Source organism: Octadecabacter sp. B2R22, assembly GCF_018861045.1.
In the GTDB taxonomy this organism is placed as follows: domain Bacteria; phylum Pseudomonadota; class Alphaproteobacteria; order Rhodobacterales; family Rhodobacteraceae; genus Octadecabacter.
The window spans coordinates 552,305-568,376 of sequence record NZ_JAHKQJ010000007.1; the positions used below are offsets into that span (position 1 = coordinate 552,305).

A 16,072-nucleotide genomic window follows, 5' to 3' on the forward strand; every position below is an offset into this window, starting at 1 on the left:
TCCTGTGCGGTCTTGGCGCGTTGCGTTGCTATAGCTCTGAAATCTTCAGCTCGGAAACGCGGTTCTCATCCTTGGCGATCACTTCAAAGCGGAAACCGTGAAAGCTGAACACTTGGCCGGCCATCGGAATCATCTGCGCCTCGTGGATCACCAGTCCAGCAACGGTATTGGCTTCGTCATCTGGCAAGTTCCAGTCGGTCGCGCGGTTCACGTCGCGGATCGTCATGGTGCCGTCCACCGTATAGCTGCCATCCTCGGCCGCGATGAGGTCGTTTTCCTCGTCAGTGTCGAACTCATCGGTGATTTCACCGACGATTTCTTCAAGGATGTCTTCCAGTGTGATCAAACCTTGCAGCGTGCCGTATTCATCGACGACCAGCGCAAAGTGGCGACGTCGCGCCAAGAACTGATGCATCTGGTCATCCAGCGTCGTGGTTTCCGGCACGAAGTAAGGTTTCATCGCGACCGTCAGAATATCAAATCCGGCCATTTCGTCTGGTTCGATCCGGCCATCGGCCAGCATCTTATGCATTGCGCGCAGCAGGTCTTTGGCATGCAAGACACCAACGATGTTTTCCGGCTCATCGCGATACAGCGGCAGGCGCGTGTGGTTGCTGTCTAGACAGAGCTTGAGGATTTCAGCAACGGGCAGGGCGGCGTCGATCATTTCGATATCTGTGCGGTGAAGCATGATTTCTTCAACCGTGCGATCACCCAGATCAAGTGCACCCAAAATACGGTCGCGGTCTTCTTTTTCGACGACGCCTTCGGAATGGCCCAATTGCAAAGCGCCTGCGATCTCTTCACGCACGGCAAGGATATTGCTGTCAGGATCGGTCTGAACCCCGAACACCTGCAAAACGCCACGCACCAACATGCGGACCGCCGTCACCACAGGGGCAAAGATCGTCACGACCAACGAAATCGGACGCGCGGCCAGCGATGCGGCACGTTCAGGATTGGTGATGGCATAGGTCTTGGGCAGAACTTCGGCAAAGATCAGCACCAACAACGTCATGATGATCGTCGCAAAGGCCACGCCGTTTTCTCCGAACAGGCGCAAGAACATGGTCGTCGCCAGCGAGGTCGCAAGAATGTTGACCAGATTGTTGCCCAGCAAAACCGACCCGATCAGCCGTTCTCGGTCCTCCGTGACATCAAACGCTTTCTCAGCGCCCTTATCGCCCTTATCGGCATTGGCACGCAACTTGCCGCGTGAGGCGGCTGTCAGCGCGGTTTCGGACCCTGAAAAGAAACCCGAAAGCACAAGAAGAAACAGGATCGCACCAGCGGTGATCCAGAACGCAGCGTCAAGCATGGCAGTAAATCTTTATCATTGGAGTGTTATGGTGGCGCATGGGGGCACGTTCAAGGGGGGCTAGTCGTCTTGCGCCAAAGGATGGTGATCCAGCACCAGTTCTTTCAGGCGTTCATCAAGAACATGAGTGTAGATTTCGGTCGTGGCGACATCCGCATGGCCCAGCAACGTCTGGATGGATCGCAAATCAGCACCGCCTGCCAATAGATGGGTCGCAAAGGCGTGGCGTAGCGTGTGCGGGGTAACCTTTGCAGGGGATACGCCACCCGCAACGGCAAGGTCCTTGATGAGATTGAAAAAGCTTTGCCGCGTGAGATGGCCCAGCTTACCGCGGGATGGGAACAGGTACTTTGATCGTGGTGCTCCGTCTTTCACGGCCGCGTCCTCGGCCTCATCGCGTGCGGTGAGCCACGTGGCGGTGGCCGTGCGGGCAGGTGGGGAAAGGGGCACCATGCGTTCCTTGTCGCCTTTGCCGCGTACCAACAACATGCGCGGATCACCCCGTGCGGCGGCAACAGGCAGGGACACCAATTCGGTTACTCGCATGCCCGTCGCATACAGCAGTTCCATCAGGCAGATCGTGCGCAATGTGTCTTTGGGTGCGGCGCGTGCGGCGCCCAACAAGGCATCGACTTCTTCATGGCTTAGCGTCTTGGGCAGACGTTTGTCGCGCCCGGGGCCACTGATCTGGATTGCAGGGTTGTCATCGCGCCAGCCTTCTTCAAAGGCGAACCGATAGATCTGCTTGATCGCGGACAGGCGTCGCGCCCGCGTGGATTTCGCAAGGCCTTGGTCATCACACCAGATCAAATAACGCTCAACGTCACCTTGCGTGACGTCGTTGAAATGCCCGTCCAACCAGTCAGAAAACGCGGTCAGGTCACGGGCATAGGCCAATTGGGTGTTTGTAGCAGCGTCCAGCTCTGCGGCCTGTGCTTCAAGAAAGGCTTGGATCCAGTTGGCGTTCGGGCGTTCAGCCGCGCTCATGGGAGCAACAGATATTGCAAAGAGATGCGTCGCGCGGCGTCTTCCAAACCAAGCGCGCGCAAGGTTGCGATCCCATCTTGAAAGGCCTGTGCATCGCCGTCGATCCCTTGTTGAAGGGTCGCAATGTTGCGCAAGATCGCTTCGCCGGTGCGGCCTTGGCTTGCCATTTCAACCAGAGTTGCATCCGGTTCTGCCTCAAAGGCTCCGCGCACCAAAGGATATTGTGTGCGCTCAGCGCCGACGTTTGAAAAATCACCGCCGCGTGCAATCGCGGCCAAGGATGGATCGGTGATGGCGAGGTCTTCGTTCAGGGCGGCTTCTTCGTAACGATCGGACAACAAGAGGAACTTAAACACCAATGGATCAGCCGGAACCGCGCCTGTGTCCAACATCAAAGGTGCGAAATATTGGGCCATTTGAACGGTGACGCCAACGGATTGGGCCTCGGTCCACAGGCGCGTCAGGGCGTCATTCATTGCGCCTTCATCTTCGCTCGTTAGCGCAGTGGTCAATTGATCAACGGCGCGCGCGCGTTCCCATACACCACCAGACGCGGCGGGTACACGGGCCGTATAAAGCCCCATCAACGCATTATTGGCGATGGCCCCAGATCGTGCCAACCTTTCGGCCGCCTCAAGCTGGGCTTTCCAACCGACATTGGCCCGCAAATCTGCATGAGAGAACGCACGGGGAAGCCCCTGCGTGCTCAGCGGTGAGCCGATGGCTTCAAACATTCTGAAGGTCAGCGGAGTGGTGTGGTCGGGCGGGGTGAGATCGGGCTCTTCTTCAAAAAGTTCAGGATCAAGGAACCGCGACAGCAACGCGCCAGTGTCCTCATCGATATCACCAAGCGCCATCCCTGTGTTCAATGTCAGGGCCGCCGCAGACCAATCACCAGATCGCGCCAGACAAAAAACACGGGCCGACGGTGTGGGGGCCACATCAGGGCGCGACTGCAATTCACGGCAAGCAGCGTCTTCCGTGCCCGTCAGCAAAGACACATCAAACCAACGGCGAAACAAGGCGGGCGTGTCTGGGCTGGCGGCTTCAAGCATCGCTTGTGCACGCTCCAACGCACCGAAATCCAACAATTTATCGACACGTGCCAAAAAGAATGCGTCGTCGCCCGATCCCAGTCTTGGCGGGTTTGCTTGGCTCATGGAAAGGGTCATGATCAGGTCTTGCACCGCAGGGAGCGTATCAACCTGCTGTGCCATCAACAGGGCGGCGATGGTGTCAGGTGCGCTGTTTTCCCAGATGTCTACGGGGAGGCCCGTGATCTCAGGGGCCAAAATACCCAAAGCACGAGGGGCAGGGCCGCCCAATGTCTGAACCGAAACATTCGGTGTGGTGGCGGATTGTGCGACCGGATCTTCATCGGCATCAGGGATCCGTGTCGCTTGCGTTCCCAAAACGGGGGCCGCAACCGCGACTTCGGGTTGTTCAACAGTTTCCGACAGCCAATCAATGGCCGACAAAGGCGTATTGTCGTCAGTTTGCGCCAGCACCGGAGCAGAACATATAATCAAAACACTCGTAAAAACTCCGAACCCACGCATCACTCGCTCCCTAATGTCACCGGTATAACCACCTGTTCGATTGGGGCTGCAAAATCGTCGGGCATAAAGATCGGCCCGAGATAGGCAAAGCCGATGAAAGCGATTGCCGCTAGAATGCACAACACCAATAGAAGTTTTATCAATCGCCACATGCTGCTCGGTCCACCCTTTTGCCCGTTTCTTTGCCCCAAATGCGCGGCCTTAGTTGCCGCTTGTCCTGAGGTTATATATGTCCTTTGCAGCAAGATCACGCCACCGCTTAGCATATTTTTTCAAACAGGCGGGGCTTGGCCGATACGATTTGGCGGTGAGCTTTGATAATAAGGCTCAAACTGGGGGATATACAGGTGACAGAAGGACCAGAAATCACAGTGGGCCCGAACCAGGACTTTGTCTTGCACCGCACGGTTGTGCTGGTCGGGATGATGGGATCAGGCAAGACGGCCATTGGTCGTGCCCTCGCGCAGCGTTTGAATGTGCCTTATATCGATTCTGATGCCGAAATTGAATCTGCCGCCAACGCTACGATTTCGGAAATCTTTGAACGCTCCGGTGAGCCGTTCTTCAGGGATCGCGAGGCCGAAGTCATCTCCCGTTTGCTGGCGGCTCAGCCTTGCATCCTGTCCACGGGGGGTGGCGCCTATTTGGCAGAGCGCAATCGCTCCGAGATTTCGCAGCACGGTGTTGCTGTGCTGCTTGATGCGGACCTAGATCTTCTCTGGGAAAGGGTTCGCCATAAGGATACGCGCCCCTTGCTGCGCACGTCTAACCCGCGCAAAACCTTGGGCGAAATCTATCAGACGCGCGCTCCGATCTATGCAAAAGCCGAGTTACAGGTCCAAACCAAACCCGAATACTCAATCGAACAAACAACCGACGTCGTGATGGACATCCTTGCCACGCGCCCTGACATTCTGGAGCCCGCCCCATGAGCGACTTGATTGAAACCGTTCACGTAAACCTGCCAGGGCGTTCATATGACGTGGTGATCGGACCGAGTCTTTTGGCTGAGGCGGGTGCGCGGATCGCACCGTTTTTGCGACGCCCACGCGTTGTGATCGTGACCGAAGACAATGTCGCGCCGCTGCATCTGGACGCCTTGCGCGCAGGGCTCGAAGCGGAAGGCATCACATCAGAAAACCTAGTTTTACCCGCAGGTGAAGGCACCAAAAGCTGGCCGTTCCTTGAGAAAACCGTCGAATTTCTGTTGGCACAAAAGGTCGAGCGCGGCGATATCGTGATCGCATTTGGCGGCGGTGTGATTGGTGATCTGGTGGGGTTTGCGGCCGCCACAGTGCGCCGTGGCGTGCGGTTCGTTCAGATTCCAACATCCTTGTTGGCACAGGTCGACAGTTCCGTGGGCGGCAAAACGGGGATCAACTCGGTTGCGGGTAAAAACCTGATCGGCGCGTTCCACCAGCCGACGTTGGTTCTTGCGGATGTGGCCTTGCTTGGCACCCTAACAAACCGTGACTTCCTGTCGGGCTACGGCGAGGTCGCTAAATACGGGCTGCTGGGCGACGCTGATTTCTTTGATTGGCTGGAAGTGCAAGGGCCAAAGCTTAAGCCACTGTTGAACGACAATAATATTGTGTCTTCGGATGCCGTATCTGATGAGGTTATGGCTGCGAGGGTCGAAGCTGTGCGTTGGTCTGTGCAGATGAAGGCCGACATCGTCGAACGGGATGAAACCGAACAAGGGGATCGCGCTTTGCTGAACCTTGGCCACACGTTCTGTCATGCCCTTGAGGCTGCGACTGGGTATTCAAACCGCCTGCTTCACGGCGAAGGGGTTGCGATTGGCTGTGCCATGGCCTTTGAAGTTTCCGCTCGCATGGGGCTGTGCAGCCAAGAAGCGCCAAGCCGCGTGCGCGCGCACCTCAAAGACATGGGGATGAAGACCGATCTGAAAGACATCGATGGGGAGCTGCCCGATGCCGAAGCGCTGTTGGCGCTTATGGGGCAGGACAAAAAGGTCGTCGATGGCAAGCTGCGCTTCATTTTGGCCCGTGGAATCGGTGAGGCCTTTATCACATCTGACGTGCCAGCGGACACCGTGCTGGGTGTGCTGCGCGATGGGCTTGCGGCGCGGTAGACCACGCTATTATCACGCCACAAATGATGAGGGGCCAAGCAATGCTCGGCCCCTTATGAAATGTCTTTGGTGTGGTGGCTTAGAACGGGATTTCGTCGTCCATGTCACCGCCGCCGCCACCGCTGCTGCCTTTTTCGTCGCCGCCGCCGTAGTCGCGGCCTTGGTCGCCACCACCGTAGCCACCGCCACCATAACCGCCGCCTTGATCCCCGCCGCCGTAGCCACCGCCACCGCCGCTGTCGCCGCGCCCGCCGATCATGGTCATGACGCCGTCAAAGCCCTGCAAAACCACTTCGGTAGAATAGCGGTCATTGCCGGACTGGTCCTGCCATTTGCGGGTCTGCAGTTTGCCTTCGATATAAACCGTCGAGCCCTTCTTGAGGTATTGTTCGGCAACACGCACCAAACCTTCTTGGAAAATCGCGACAGAGTGCCATTCTGTTTTTTCGCGGCGTTCGCCAGTGTTCTTATCTTTCCAAGTCTCAGATGTGGCGATGCGAAGGTTACAAACCTTGCCACCGTTTTGAAAACTGCGCACCTCTGGGTCGCGCCCCAGATTGCCGATAAGCATGACTTTGTTAAGTGAACCGGCCATTATTCGCCTCTCCTGTAGAATCTTTAAAGGGTTTTAACCCTGTTACAGCACCCGTGATAGGCCCGAAAGCCTTAACGGACCCTTAGGGTTCATTCCGCACGGGATAAAACCATGCTGCAATATGGTCAAACCTTGGATGATAGGTTATATTTTTGCAAAATGTGGGGGCATGTTTATGCGCGTATTGGCAAGTGTGGCGGCGTTCGCTACTGTTTTTACTACGATTTCAATCACTTCGGTGCCAGCTGCTGCTGACACCCTGTCGACGCGCAACCGCACCACTTTATTCAGTTCGCAGCTTGATGTGCTGGATGGTCGGGCTGCGTCTCAATACGCCAATTCGATCCGTTTGCAGCCACCTCGCATTGAAGTGCCGACAACAACGAACACAGGGCCGCAATATAGCGGCAGCTATCGTGGTCAGTTTCTTAACATGGCAAAAGCCGCAGCACAGCGTAACCGCGTTCCCGAAGATTTGTTCCTGCGTTTGGTCCAACAAGAAAGCGCATGGAACCCGAATGCACTGTCCCATGCGGGGGCAATTGGACTAGCACAACTGATGCCGGGGACAGCACAGTATTTACGTGTAAACCCTCGTGATCCTTACCAAAACCTAGATGGTGGTGCGCGCTATTTGCGTGAACAGTATGACACTTTCGGGTCATGGCGCTTGGCGCTTGCGGCCTACAACGCGGGCCCGGGCGCGGTTCAGCAGCACGGCGGTGTGCCACCTTACCGTGAGACGCGCAATTACGTGCGTGTCATCTGGGGCAGCTAGAAACCTAACAGGTCGTAAATCTTGAGGCGTCGCATGAAATGCGGCGCCTTTCTTATTGATAAACATAACTAAATACTTGGCGGGTGTCTCGAGGCAGGTGCCGCGTATCAAACGGGCTTTGCAACACGTTTGGGGGGCGCGCGCGACATAACCCAAGCGCAAAGCGCGATGTTGTATATGTGATCGCGTGGGTTTAGGGCGACTGATGAGCCTTAGACCTTAGACGGAGGCAAGTGGCCCTTTTTTGCGGAATTGAGACGGGGTCATTCCGGTCTGCGATTGAAACGCGCGGGTGAAATAGGCCGGGGATCCAAAGCCAAGCGATTGGGCGATTTTGTTCACCGGAGCCTTGCTGTCACGCAGCATAAGGCGCGCTTCGAACAGAATACGATCGTTCAACAACGAGAGAGCTGATTTCCCACTTGTGGCCTTGCAGCAGCGGGCGAGATGGGTCGGGGTCACGCCCAATTTCGCGGCGTAGTCGGCAACACCGCTGTGCAGATGATAGTCCCGCTCGATCAGATCAGTATAGGCTGCCACAAGACGCGCCGAAGCCGTATCCGAGCGGCTGTCTTTGCTGTCATCGGTGCGCAGGCCAAGTTGCCGTTCAAAATAGATCGCGAGCAGGCCAAGCTGGTAATGGGCCGCGCGATCATGGCCGGACTGATCGGACTTCAATTCTCGTTCCAAGGCATCCAGATGTGCGGCGAACTCTTTTTGGGCAATGACATCTCGCAGCCGCAGATGGGTTGGCTCCAAAGGCCATTCGGTGGCCATGGCAGACGGGATGGTCAGCATCTGCCCAAACACGGTCGGGCCAACTTCGAACCCGTACATAGTGCCTGCCGGAATATAGATCAGGTTGTTGGCGCCAAAGCCGCTGGTCAACCCCGCAATGGTGATGCGTCCCTGACCACGGGCGACGAAAATCAGACGCGGAGAGGCATGCGACCGCATGGCTTCCGTCCGCCAGCGACCTTGCCCAGCGTTTTGGGCGATTGCTGTCAAAGCGAGGCGGTTTTGCGGGTCAGTCATCATGGGCGTATGGTCCAGTCTTAATCAAAAGTGATGTTCGATTAGGACAATTTTGACGCCAAGAAATTGTAAATCAACGTTATTTTTGTGGACAATCTGTCACTGGGCTACATCTGGTAGAGGCAGGATTTGCCACCGCTTCATGCGGGACCGCAACCAAGTGCGTTGACGTTTGGCGTAGCGCCGTGTGGCCACAATTATTGCTTCACGGGCCGAATCGGTTGTGATTTCACCGTTAAGCAGTTGGACCATCTCTTGGGCACCGATGGCTTTGGAAGACGGGGCGTGGGGATCCCACTTTGGCAACATCGCCTCGGCCTCGGCTATGGCCCCAGCGTCCATCATCATTTCAAATCGCTGTTCAATGCGCGCGTTCAGCCAGTCGACGTCCGGCATCAGGGCAAGGGCGGTGCAGTCTTCCAACTGGAGCAGCGGCGGCGGTGTGTCAGCTTGCCATTTACGGATGCTTCGGCCCGTTGCCTGTTGCACTTCCCATGCGCGTTGAACGCGGGCGCGGTTGTTGAGGTCGATACCGTTTGCCGTGTCTGCGTCCAATCCTGCGATCAAATCGGGCAGGGCGATTGCATCAGCTTCGGCCCGAACGTTTGGGGGCGTTGGGGGAATGTCTGCCAACCCTTCGGTAAGGGCGGTAAAATACAATCCCGTACCCCCGACGATGATGGGGCGCACGCCTTTAAGGAATGGCGTGACATCGCGCAGCCAGTCCCCAACGGAATAGGGCGCGTCATAAGGAAGGTGGTTATAAAGATGATGTGGCGCACGTGCCATATCTTCAGCGGGGGGCTGTGCGGTCAGGATGGGCCAGCCCTGATAGATCTGTAACGCATCTGCATTGACGATCACGCCACCTTGGGCCTCAGCGATTTGCAGTGCCAAACCGGATTTGCCGCTGGCCGTCGGCCCGTAAATCAAGACAGGCTTGTCTGGATCGATTTTGGTGAGGTCAAACATCATATGTCCCATTGCGTCCGGCCCCCTTTTGCGACATTTTGCGCGAAACGGAAAGCAGCAGCAGGGGGCAGCGATGTCAGAGACCGAAAAGACCACTTATAACAGGGTCATGCTGAAGATTTCTGGTGAGGCGTTGATGGGCGACCAAGGGTTCGGCCTGCATCCGCCAACCGTTGAGCGGATCGCCAAAGAAGTTCAAAGCGTTCAGGAAATGGGCGTTGAGATTTGCATGGTCATCGGTGGCGGAAACATCTTCCGCGGGCTTCAGGGCTCTGCGCAAGGGATGGAACGCACCACGGCTGACTATATGGGAATGCTTGCGACGGTGATGAACGCACTTGCGATGCAAGCGGCCCTTGAAGGCCTTGGCATCCACACACGGGTCATTTCTGCGATCACAATGAACGAAGTGGCTGAACCCTACATTCGCCGCCGCGCTGTGCGCCACCTTGAAAAGAAACGGATTTGTATCTTTGCGGCGGGTACGGGCAACCCGTATTTCACGACAGATACTGCGGCCACGTTGCGCGCGTCCGAAATGGCCTGCGAAGCGATCTTTAAGGGCACCAAGGTTGATGGCGTCTACGACAAAGACCCTGCAAAACACGACGACGCCAAGCGTTATGAAAAGATCACCTATGATGAGGTTCTCGCCCAGCACCTTGGTGTGATGGACGCCAGCGCCATCGCATTGGCGCGTGAAAACAGCCTGCCGATTGTGGTGTTCTCATTGGACGCAGAGGGTGGGTTCAAGAGCATTCTGGACGGCACGGGCACATCGACGGTCGTGACGGATTGATGCGACTGGCCGTTGGTTTTGCACTCATGGCGTCGCCATGTTTTGCGGAACCCGATTGGCCAGCTACGGTTGAACACCTCGAGGTTTTGGAGCTTCTGGGCGGACATGGCTGCACCCTGAGTGATGACAGCTTGGCGGACGCATTGGCTGTTGGACTAGCCTTTGAGGCCATCCAGCTCGTGGCGTTGTCGGCACAAGCGACAGGGCAAGCAAAAGCGCAGGGCTCGTTCATTGTCTTTGATGAAAGCGTTTGCACAATCCGCCTGCCAAGGATTGAAAGCAGTTTGACGATTTCTGACTTTGGATCGCGGGTACTGTAGCCATACACTCCCAAAAAGGTCGGCGATGTCTTGGGCCAGATTGTAGCCAACGATTGCACGCTGGATTAGGAGTTTTTGATTCTTGCTTTGACTGGCGATTCTGAAGAAGAAATCCAGCGCGCCAATTATGTGGAGTTTGTTGCTGCAAATATCGTATCCTGAGATGTGCGGTTATTTAGTAATAATAAAATTTCGGCGTTCGGGATAGCTGACTACCACTTCACGAGCGGCGGTTGTGCAAGTTCAACAAATGCTGACGACCTCCGAGTAAACCACGGAATTCATTTGTCTGGTTTCGCTCGCTACGTTCGCGAACTCGGAGAACAAAGTGAGTGCGGCGTAAGAGCGACCTCCAATAGTATCCGGGTGGCCAACAAAATTCAGGGATACGACCGGGCCAATGTTGAGCCGCAGTCGGTTCAAAATATCTATTTGTTTGCCGAATACGAGTTGATTGCAGAAGCTGTTGGCTGGCGCAGTGGCTTTTGGGAGCGGGCAGTTCGCCCACCGCTTTGTCATTATCCGACCTGAACCCCGCCGATCTGCACATGTTCTGCGCACATCCGCTATACAAATGCGACTAGATAACTGTATATCACCTCAAACGAACCCAAAAGAGCAGCCCAATGTCAGATGATTTTATCCTAGATACCGACGATTTGCAGCGACGCATGGATGGCGCAATCGCCAATTTGCGCACTGAATTCTCATCCCTTCGCACAGGCCGTGCGTCCGGCTCCATGCTGGACCCTGTGATGGTTGATGCCTACGGCTCAATGACGCCGATCAACCAGGTCGGCACCGTCAACGTGCCAGAGCCACGAATGGTAACCGTGAACGTTTGGGACAAGGGCCTTGTCGGCAAAGTCGAAAAAGCGATCCGTGAAAGTGGTCTGGGGATTAACCCACAGCTGAACGGCACGATCATCATGTTGCCGATTCCGGAACTGAACGAAGAACGCCGCCGCGAATTGGGCAAGGTCGCTGGCGGTTACGCCGAAAGTGGCCGCGTCAGCATTCGCAATTTGCGCCGTGACGGGATGGACCAGATCAAAAAGGCAAAGAATGACGGCATGTCAGAGGACGATCAGAAGTTCTGGGAAGGCGCCGTTCAGGAATTGACTGACGATTATATCAAGCGGATCGATGATCAGCTTGAGACTAAACAAGCGGAAATCATGCAAGTCTGACACGTTGTCAGGATCAATTACGAGTAGAGCGGGGGCCACATTTATGGCCAAAGACAGCAAAGCCGGGCCAAATCACGTCGCCATCATCATGGATGGCAATGGGCGTTGGGCTCAGATGCGCGGTCGCCCGCGGCTTTTTGGGCACCACGCTGGTGCCAAGCGGGTCCGTGACATCGTTGAATCCTGTCCCGGATTCGACGTTAAGTATCTGACAATATTTGCATTCTCGACAGAGAACTGGAAACGCACTCAAACCGAAGTCGCAGGTTTGATGAAACTGTTCCGCCGTTACATTCAACGCGAAGCGCGTGATCTCTTGGCGCGCGGTGTGCGGGTTCGTTTTATTGGTGATCGGGTTCGGCTGGACGATAAGCTCGTCAATATGATGGACGAACTAGAATTGTTGACCCGTGACAACGACAAGGTCCATCTGACGATTGCGCTGAACTATGGTGGGCGCGACGAGGTTGCACGCGCAACGAAACGTCTAGCCTATGACGTAGAACAGGGGCGTTTGGCGCCCAAAGATATCGACGATGAAACACTGCCGAAGTATCTGGACACCTGTTTCCTGCCAGATCCGGACTTGGTAATCCGTACAAGCGGCGAAGCGCGGATTTCCAATTTCCTCCTCTGGCAATCGGCCTATGCCGAGTATGACTTTATCGACACGCTTTGGCCTGACTTTACTCCAGCGGTCTTTGAACAGGTGCTGGATGGTTTCAAAGCCCGCGACCGCCGTTTTGGGGCGGTGAAAGTCTGATGGCGGCCAACTGGGAAGACCTCAAACCGCGGTTGTTGTCCAGCGTGTGGATGGCGGCAATCGGTATTGGTGCCATCATTATGGGCGGCGTCTGGTTTCAGATGCTTGCGGTCTTTGTGACGGCTGTCATGGTTTGGGAATGCTGGATTATGATCCGGGGGGCTTCTCCGACATCGGGGATGTTGCTGGCGGCGGCGGTGGCCTCGATCTTGTCCGCACAGGTTTTTGGCGGATCTCAAGCGCCTGAATTTTTGGTTCTTTTCCTTGTCGTGCCAGTTCTCGGTGCTTTGGTCCTGAACCGCGAACGCATAACGTTTTTCGTCTTTGCATTGGCTTTGCAGATCGCGGGCTGGGGCTTGGTGCATTTTAGGATTGATTACGGGTTTACGTGGTTGATTTGGCTGGTTGGCATCGTGGTCATGACGGATGTTGCTGGATATTTTGCGGGTAAATCACTGGGCGGGCCGAAATTCTGGCCGGCGATCAGCCCCAAGAAGACCTGGAGTGGGACAATAGGCGGCTGGATCGGCGCGGCATTGGTCGGGTTTGTCTTTACGCTTTTCACCAACGCGGGTCTGTCGATCATCCTCTTGTCTGTTGTGATCAGCTTTGCTGGGCAGATGGGCGATATCGCGGAAAGTGCGCTCAAGCGCCGCCAAGGTGTCAAAGACAGTTCGACATTGATCCCCGGCCACGGCGGGTTGTTTGACCGCTTTGATGCTTTACTTGGTGCGTCGCTGTTCATGTTGCTTGTGGCCAGTATCTTTAACGTCCCCGGAGTGGCCTTTTGAAGCGGATTACTGTTCTCGGGGCGACGGGGTCTATCGGGCAAAACACCATTGATCTGATCCGACGCGCGCCTGACAATTACGATGTCATTGCCTTGACGGGCGCGACTAACATCAAGCAATTGATCAAAGATGCCAAAGACTTGCGCGCTGATATCGCTGTCACGTCTGATGAAACCCGACTATCGGAGTTGCGCGATGGATTGGCGGGCACAGGAATTGAAGCTGCGGCCGGTGACGTAGCACTGATAGAAGCGGCTGCACGTCCTGTCGATTGGATCATGTCGGCCATTGTTGGGTTTGCCGGCCTTGCACCGGGGCTCGAAGCGCTCAAGCATGGCACAACTTTGGCGCTCGCAAACAAGGAATCCCTAGTTACGGCTGGCCCGCTTTTGATGGGTAAAGCCAAGCGGTTAGGGGCGACCGTCTTGCCTGTCGACAGTGAACATTCCGCGGTTTTCCAAGCATTGATAGGCGAAGATATCGCTGCCGTGGAACGGGTCATCATAACGGCCAGCGGAGGTGCGTTTCGTGACTATCCAATCGATGCACTTGCCAACGTCACGGTGGCACAGGCGTCCCAGCATCCCAATTGGGACATGGGGCAACGCATCACAATCGATTCCGCGACCATGTTTAATAAGGCGATGGAACTGATTGAAACAAAAGAGTTTTTTGACGTTTCTGCGTCTCAAATCGAAACAATCATCCACCCCGAAAGCCTGATCCACGCCCTTGTGGGGTTCAACGACGGGGCTTTGATGGCCCATGTCGGACCGCACGATATGCGACATGCAATCGGGTTTGCGTTAAATTACCCCGACCGCAAGACATTGCCGGTCGAACGGCTGGACCTTGCCAAGATCGGGCAGTTAAATTTCCGCGCACCTGATCCTGCGCGTTACCCAGCCCTTGCCATTGCCGATCAGGTCATGGCCGAAGGTGGGCTATCCGGCGCGGTCTTTAACGCCGCCAAGGAGCAGGCATTGGATCATTTCATTGCGGGCGATTGTGGGTTTACAGACATGGCGCGGGTCGTTCAGACGGTGCTTGACGTTATGTTGACCCGAGAGGGGCTGCAAAATGCCACGATCACATTAGATAGCGTGAGAGAGGCCGACGCCATGGCGCGCGCACTCACAAGCGAAGAAATTGCGGACACAAAGGGCTAAACCTTGGAAATTCTGAATACGTTGATCTCGTCTTTTGGCAGCTTTGGCTGGACGCTTGTGTCGTTTGTGGTCGCTTTGTCGATCATTGTGGCGATCCACGAATATGGACACTACATCGTTGGCCGCTGGTCGGGCATCCACGCTGAGGTGTTTTCCATCGGGTTTGGCAAAGTGCTCTGGAGCCGGACGGACAAACGCGGAACCGTTTGGCAGATCGCGGCTTTGCCCTTTGGGGGCTATGTGAAATTCTTAGGCGACGCGAATGCGGCGTCCTTTGGCGGTGACACAGATGTCGAAGGTTCACTGGACGATGACAAACACGCGAAGAATCTTTCGCCTGCGGCACAGGCCCATGTGAATACGCTCACGTCGCGCAACACTATGTTAGGCGCACCACTTTGGGGCCGTGCGGCGACAGTCGCCGCTGGCCCTATCTTCAATTTCATCCTGTCTTTCTTCGTGTTTTCGGGTCTTTTGTTGTTTCAAGGTCAACCAATTACGCCGCTGACCGTTTCCTCATTGCCAAGTTTCCCTGATAGCATCGAACAACAATTGCTGCCGGGGGATCAGGTGATCAGCGTTGAGGGCAACGCGTTGGATTACCCTGATGGTTTTGCAGCGGCGATTGCTGGTTTGCCGTCTCAGCCGTCACTTGCCTATGAGGTTGTACGCTACGGAGAGACGATGACAGTGCAGGGGCCACAGCCTCAGCCTGCATTTGTTCAATCAATTACACCGCGTTCTGCCGCAGATGATGCGGGCCTGAAAATTGGCGACGTCATCGTCAGCATGAATGGCACGGCGGTGTATCAGTTTGCTGATATGATTAACGAGGTAAACGCCACGGGCGCCAACCCGATCGAGCTGGAAGTCTGGCGCGACGGAGAGATGCGCATTGAAACCCTGACACCGCGTTTGCAGGCAATTCCGCAGCCGGACGGGTCAATGCTGGATGAGCCAAAACTAGGGATCGGCAATGGCGGTTTGTTCTTTGACCCTGCAACCAGCAGTGCCGGAATCTTGGAATCTGCTGGGCTGGCCGCAAAACAGGTTTGGTTCATTATCGTTCAGTCGTTGAACGGCTTGAAGCAGATGATCATCGGCAACATCAACACATGTAACCTAAGCGGGCCTGTCGGCATCGCTGAAACCGCAGGATCTATGGCCAGTCAGGGCGCTGTGAGCTTCATCAGCCTGATCGCGGTTCTATCCACGGCTGTTGGCCTGTTAAACCTGTTCCCAATTCCGGTTCTGGATGGGGGACACCTTGTGTTTCATGCCTACGAAGCGGTGACAGGTAAGATGCCAAGTGACAGCGCATTACGTATTTTTATGGCCATCGGCCTTGCGATGATCGGAACACTGATGCTGTTCGCAATTGGTAATGATCTGCTGTTTTGCCCGTAAGTTTCCTTAACGCTGCCCAGAAGTTGCCACATTTGAATGCGATCGTTCTGCACAACACAAATACCTGTTAGTACCGAAGGGCGTAAAGATGCAAACAATCACAGCTGGATATCAAGGCGTTAGCCTTTTGGTGAACCTGAACTGGGATCGTCTTATTTACATCGCTACTATTGCTGCCGCTTTGGGTGGCGGTGCTTGGCTTGGATCTTACCACTAGAACGGTCCGCCAGTGCGGCACATACAACCGCCTAACGGCATGAAGATGCGCGTCCCTCGGGGCGCGTTTGTTCGTTT

General features: G+C 55.5%; 19 protein-coding genes. 12 read left to right on the forward strand and 7 right to left on the reverse strand.

Annotated elements, in window-relative coordinates:
- Positions 1–28 precede the first annotated feature (28 nt).
- From KO486_RS08205 to KO486_RS08220, 4 genes are read right to left on the reverse strand one after another with little or no spacing between them, the layout of a single operon-like run.
- The gene (locus KO486_RS08205; RefSeq protein ID WP_216036756.1) at positions 29–1,318 is read right to left on the reverse strand and encodes an HlyC/CorC family transporter; all 1,290 of its coding nucleotides are present in this window, start codon (positions 1,316–1,318) and stop codon (positions 29–31) included.
- 60 nt (positions 1,319–1,378) lie between these two features.
- On the reverse strand, positions 1,379–2,305 hold the full coding sequence (locus KO486_RS08210) for a site-specific tyrosine recombinase XerD (protein ID WP_216036757.1): 927 nt from the start codon (positions 2,303–2,305) through the stop codon (positions 1,379–1,381).
- Positions 2,302–3,864, reverse strand: coding sequence for a hypothetical protein (locus KO486_RS08215; RefSeq protein WP_216036758.1), 1,563 nt, complete (start codon positions 3,862–3,864; stop codon positions 2,302–2,304). The genes KO486_RS08210 and KO486_RS08215 overlap by 4 nt, the downstream gene beginning before the upstream one ends.
- Positions 3,864–4,016 (reverse strand): hypothetical protein, encoded by a 153-nt coding sequence (locus KO486_RS08220; RefSeq protein WP_216036759.1) that lies wholly within the window; start codon positions 4,014–4,016, stop codon positions 3,864–3,866. The genes KO486_RS08215 and KO486_RS08220 overlap by 1 nt, the downstream gene beginning before the upstream one ends.
- 195 nt (positions 4,017–4,211) lie before the next feature.
- On the opposite strand from KO486_RS08220, the gene KO486_RS08225 reads away from it, so the two are divergent.
- Positions 4,212–4,796 (forward strand): shikimate kinase, encoded by a 585-nt coding sequence (locus KO486_RS08225; protein WP_303435066.1) that lies wholly within the window; start codon positions 4,212–4,214, stop codon positions 4,794–4,796.
- Between the two features lie 5 nt (positions 4,797–4,801).
- Positions 4,802–5,959, forward strand: coding sequence for a 3-dehydroquinate synthase (gene aroB / locus KO486_RS08230; protein WP_216037539.1), 1,158 nt, complete (start codon positions 4,802–4,804; stop codon positions 5,957–5,959).
- Between the two features lie 79 nt (positions 5,960–6,038).
- On the opposite strand, the gene ssb is transcribed toward aroB, so the two are convergent.
- Complete coding sequence (gene ssb / locus KO486_RS08235; RefSeq protein WP_216036760.1) at positions 6,039–6,554, reverse strand: single-stranded DNA-binding protein; 516 nt, start codon at positions 6,552–6,554, stop codon at positions 6,039–6,041.
- Positions 6,555–6,729: 175 nt separating this feature from the next.
- Here ssb and KO486_RS08240 point away from each other — a divergent pair, with 175 nt between their 5' ends.
- Positions 6,730–7,332, forward strand: coding sequence for a lytic transglycosylase domain-containing protein (locus tag KO486_RS08240; RefSeq protein WP_216037540.1), 603 nt, complete (start codon positions 6,730–6,732; stop codon positions 7,330–7,332).
- Between the two features lie 219 nt (positions 7,333–7,551).
- Here the strand turns inward: KO486_RS08240 and KO486_RS08245 are convergent, their stop codons facing one another.
- On the reverse strand, positions 7,552–8,370 hold the full coding sequence (locus KO486_RS08245; RefSeq protein WP_216036761.1) for an AraC family transcriptional regulator: 819 nt from the start codon (positions 8,368–8,370) through the stop codon (positions 7,552–7,554).
- A gap of 96 nt (positions 8,371–8,466) precedes the next feature.
- On the reverse strand, positions 8,467–9,351 hold the full coding sequence (gene miaA / locus KO486_RS08250; protein WP_252734625.1) for a tRNA (adenosine(37)-N6)-dimethylallyltransferase MiaA: 885 nt from the start codon (positions 9,349–9,351) through the stop codon (positions 8,467–8,469).
- A 61-nt stretch (positions 9,352–9,412) separates the two neighbouring features.
- On the opposite strand from miaA, the gene pyrH reads away from it, so the two are divergent.
- The 9 genes from pyrH to KO486_RS16525 all read left to right on the forward strand — a co-directional run bounded on the left by pyrH (position 9,413) and on the right by KO486_RS16525 (position 15,995).
- The gene (gene pyrH, locus KO486_RS08255) at positions 9,413–10,138 is read left to right on the forward strand and encodes a UMP kinase (protein WP_216036762.1); all 726 of its coding nucleotides are present in this window, start codon (positions 9,413–9,415) and stop codon (positions 10,136–10,138) included.
- Between the two features lie 26 nt (positions 10,139–10,164).
- The gene (locus tag KO486_RS08260) at positions 10,165–10,458 is read left to right on the forward strand and encodes a hypothetical protein (RefSeq protein ID WP_216036763.1); all 294 of its coding nucleotides are present in this window, start codon (positions 10,165–10,167) and stop codon (positions 10,456–10,458) included.
- A 285-nt stretch (positions 10,459–10,743) separates the two neighbouring features.
- The gene (locus KO486_RS08265; protein ID WP_216036764.1) at positions 10,744–10,989 is read left to right on the forward strand and encodes a hypothetical protein; all 246 of its coding nucleotides are present in this window, start codon (positions 10,744–10,746) and stop codon (positions 10,987–10,989) included.
- 95 nt (positions 10,990–11,084) lie between these two features.
- Positions 11,085–11,648, forward strand: coding sequence for a ribosome recycling factor (gene frr, locus KO486_RS08270; RefSeq protein WP_216036765.1), 564 nt, complete (start codon positions 11,085–11,087; stop codon positions 11,646–11,648).
- Between the two features lie 43 nt (positions 11,649–11,691).
- Positions 11,692–12,411, forward strand: a complete 720-nt coding sequence (uppS, locus tag KO486_RS08275) for a polyprenyl diphosphate synthase (RefSeq protein ID WP_216036766.1) — start codon at positions 11,692–11,694, stop codon at positions 12,409–12,411.
- Complete coding sequence (locus KO486_RS08280; RefSeq protein WP_216036767.1) at positions 12,411–13,202, forward strand: phosphatidate cytidylyltransferase; 792 nt, start codon at positions 12,411–12,413, stop codon at positions 13,200–13,202. The genes uppS and KO486_RS08280 overlap by 1 nt, the downstream gene beginning before the upstream one ends.
- On the forward strand, positions 13,199–14,371 hold the full coding sequence (gene dxr, locus KO486_RS08285) for a 1-deoxy-D-xylulose-5-phosphate reductoisomerase (protein WP_216036768.1): 1,173 nt from the start codon (positions 13,199–13,201) through the stop codon (positions 14,369–14,371). The genes KO486_RS08280 and dxr overlap by 4 nt, the downstream gene beginning before the upstream one ends.
- 3 nt (positions 14,372–14,374) lie before the next feature.
- Complete coding sequence (gene rseP / locus KO486_RS08290; RefSeq protein ID WP_216036769.1) at positions 14,375–15,778, forward strand: RIP metalloprotease RseP; 1,404 nt, start codon at positions 14,375–14,377, stop codon at positions 15,776–15,778.
- A gap of 88 nt (positions 15,779–15,866) precedes the next feature.
- Positions 15,867–15,995 (forward strand): hypothetical protein, encoded by a 129-nt coding sequence (locus KO486_RS16525; RefSeq protein WP_272492152.1) that lies wholly within the window; start codon positions 15,867–15,869, stop codon positions 15,993–15,995.
- Positions 15,996–16,072: the final 77 nt, after the last annotated feature.

Excerpts from the sequence above, each read along its gene's own strand:
- KO486_RS08245 (WP_216036761.1), bottom strand. The coding sequence starts at position 8,370 with ATGATGACTGACCCGCAAAACCGCCTCGCTTTGACAGCAATCGCCCAA.
- KO486_RS16525 (WP_272492152.1), top strand. The coding sequence starts at position 15,867 with ATGCAAACAATCACAGCTGGATATCAAGGCGTTAGCCTTTTGGTGAAC.
- KO486_RS08210 (WP_216036757.1), bottom strand. The coding sequence starts at position 2,305 with ATGAGCGCGGCTGAACGCCCGAACGCCAACTGGATCCAAGCCTTTCTT.
- KO486_RS08215 (WP_216036758.1), bottom strand. The coding sequence starts at position 3,864 with ATGCGTGGGTTCGGAGTTTTTACGAGTGTTTTGATTATATGTTCTGCT.
- uppS (WP_216036766.1), top strand. The coding sequence starts at position 11,692 with ATGGCCAAAGACAGCAAAGCCGGGCCAAATCACGTCGCCATCATCATG.
- miaA (WP_252734625.1), bottom strand. The coding sequence starts at position 9,351 with ATGGGACATATGATGTTTGACCTCACCAAAATCGATCCAGACAAGCCT.
- KO486_RS08280 (WP_216036767.1), top strand. The coding sequence starts at position 12,411 with ATGGCGGCCAACTGGGAAGACCTCAAACCGCGGTTGTTGTCCAGCGTG.
- KO486_RS08260 (WP_216036763.1), top strand. The coding sequence starts at position 10,165 with ATGGCGTCGCCATGTTTTGCGGAACCCGATTGGCCAGCTACGGTTGAA.
- pyrH (WP_216036762.1), top strand. The coding sequence starts at position 9,413 with ATGTCAGAGACCGAAAAGACCACTTATAACAGGGTCATGCTGAAGATT.
- KO486_RS08220 (WP_216036759.1), bottom strand. The coding sequence starts at position 4,016 with ATGTGGCGATTGATAAAACTTCTATTGGTGTTGTGCATTCTAGCGGCA.
- frr (WP_216036765.1), top strand. The coding sequence starts at position 11,085 with ATGTCAGATGATTTTATCCTAGATACCGACGATTTGCAGCGACGCATG.
- KO486_RS08240 (WP_216037540.1), top strand. The coding sequence starts at position 6,730 with ATGCGCGTATTGGCAAGTGTGGCGGCGTTCGCTACTGTTTTTACTACG.
- KO486_RS08205 (WP_216036756.1), bottom strand. The coding sequence starts at position 1,318 with ATGCTTGACGCTGCGTTCTGGATCACCGCTGGTGCGATCCTGTTTCTT.
- ssb (WP_216036760.1), bottom strand. The coding sequence starts at position 6,554 with ATGGCCGGTTCACTTAACAAAGTCATGCTTATCGGCAATCTGGGGCGC.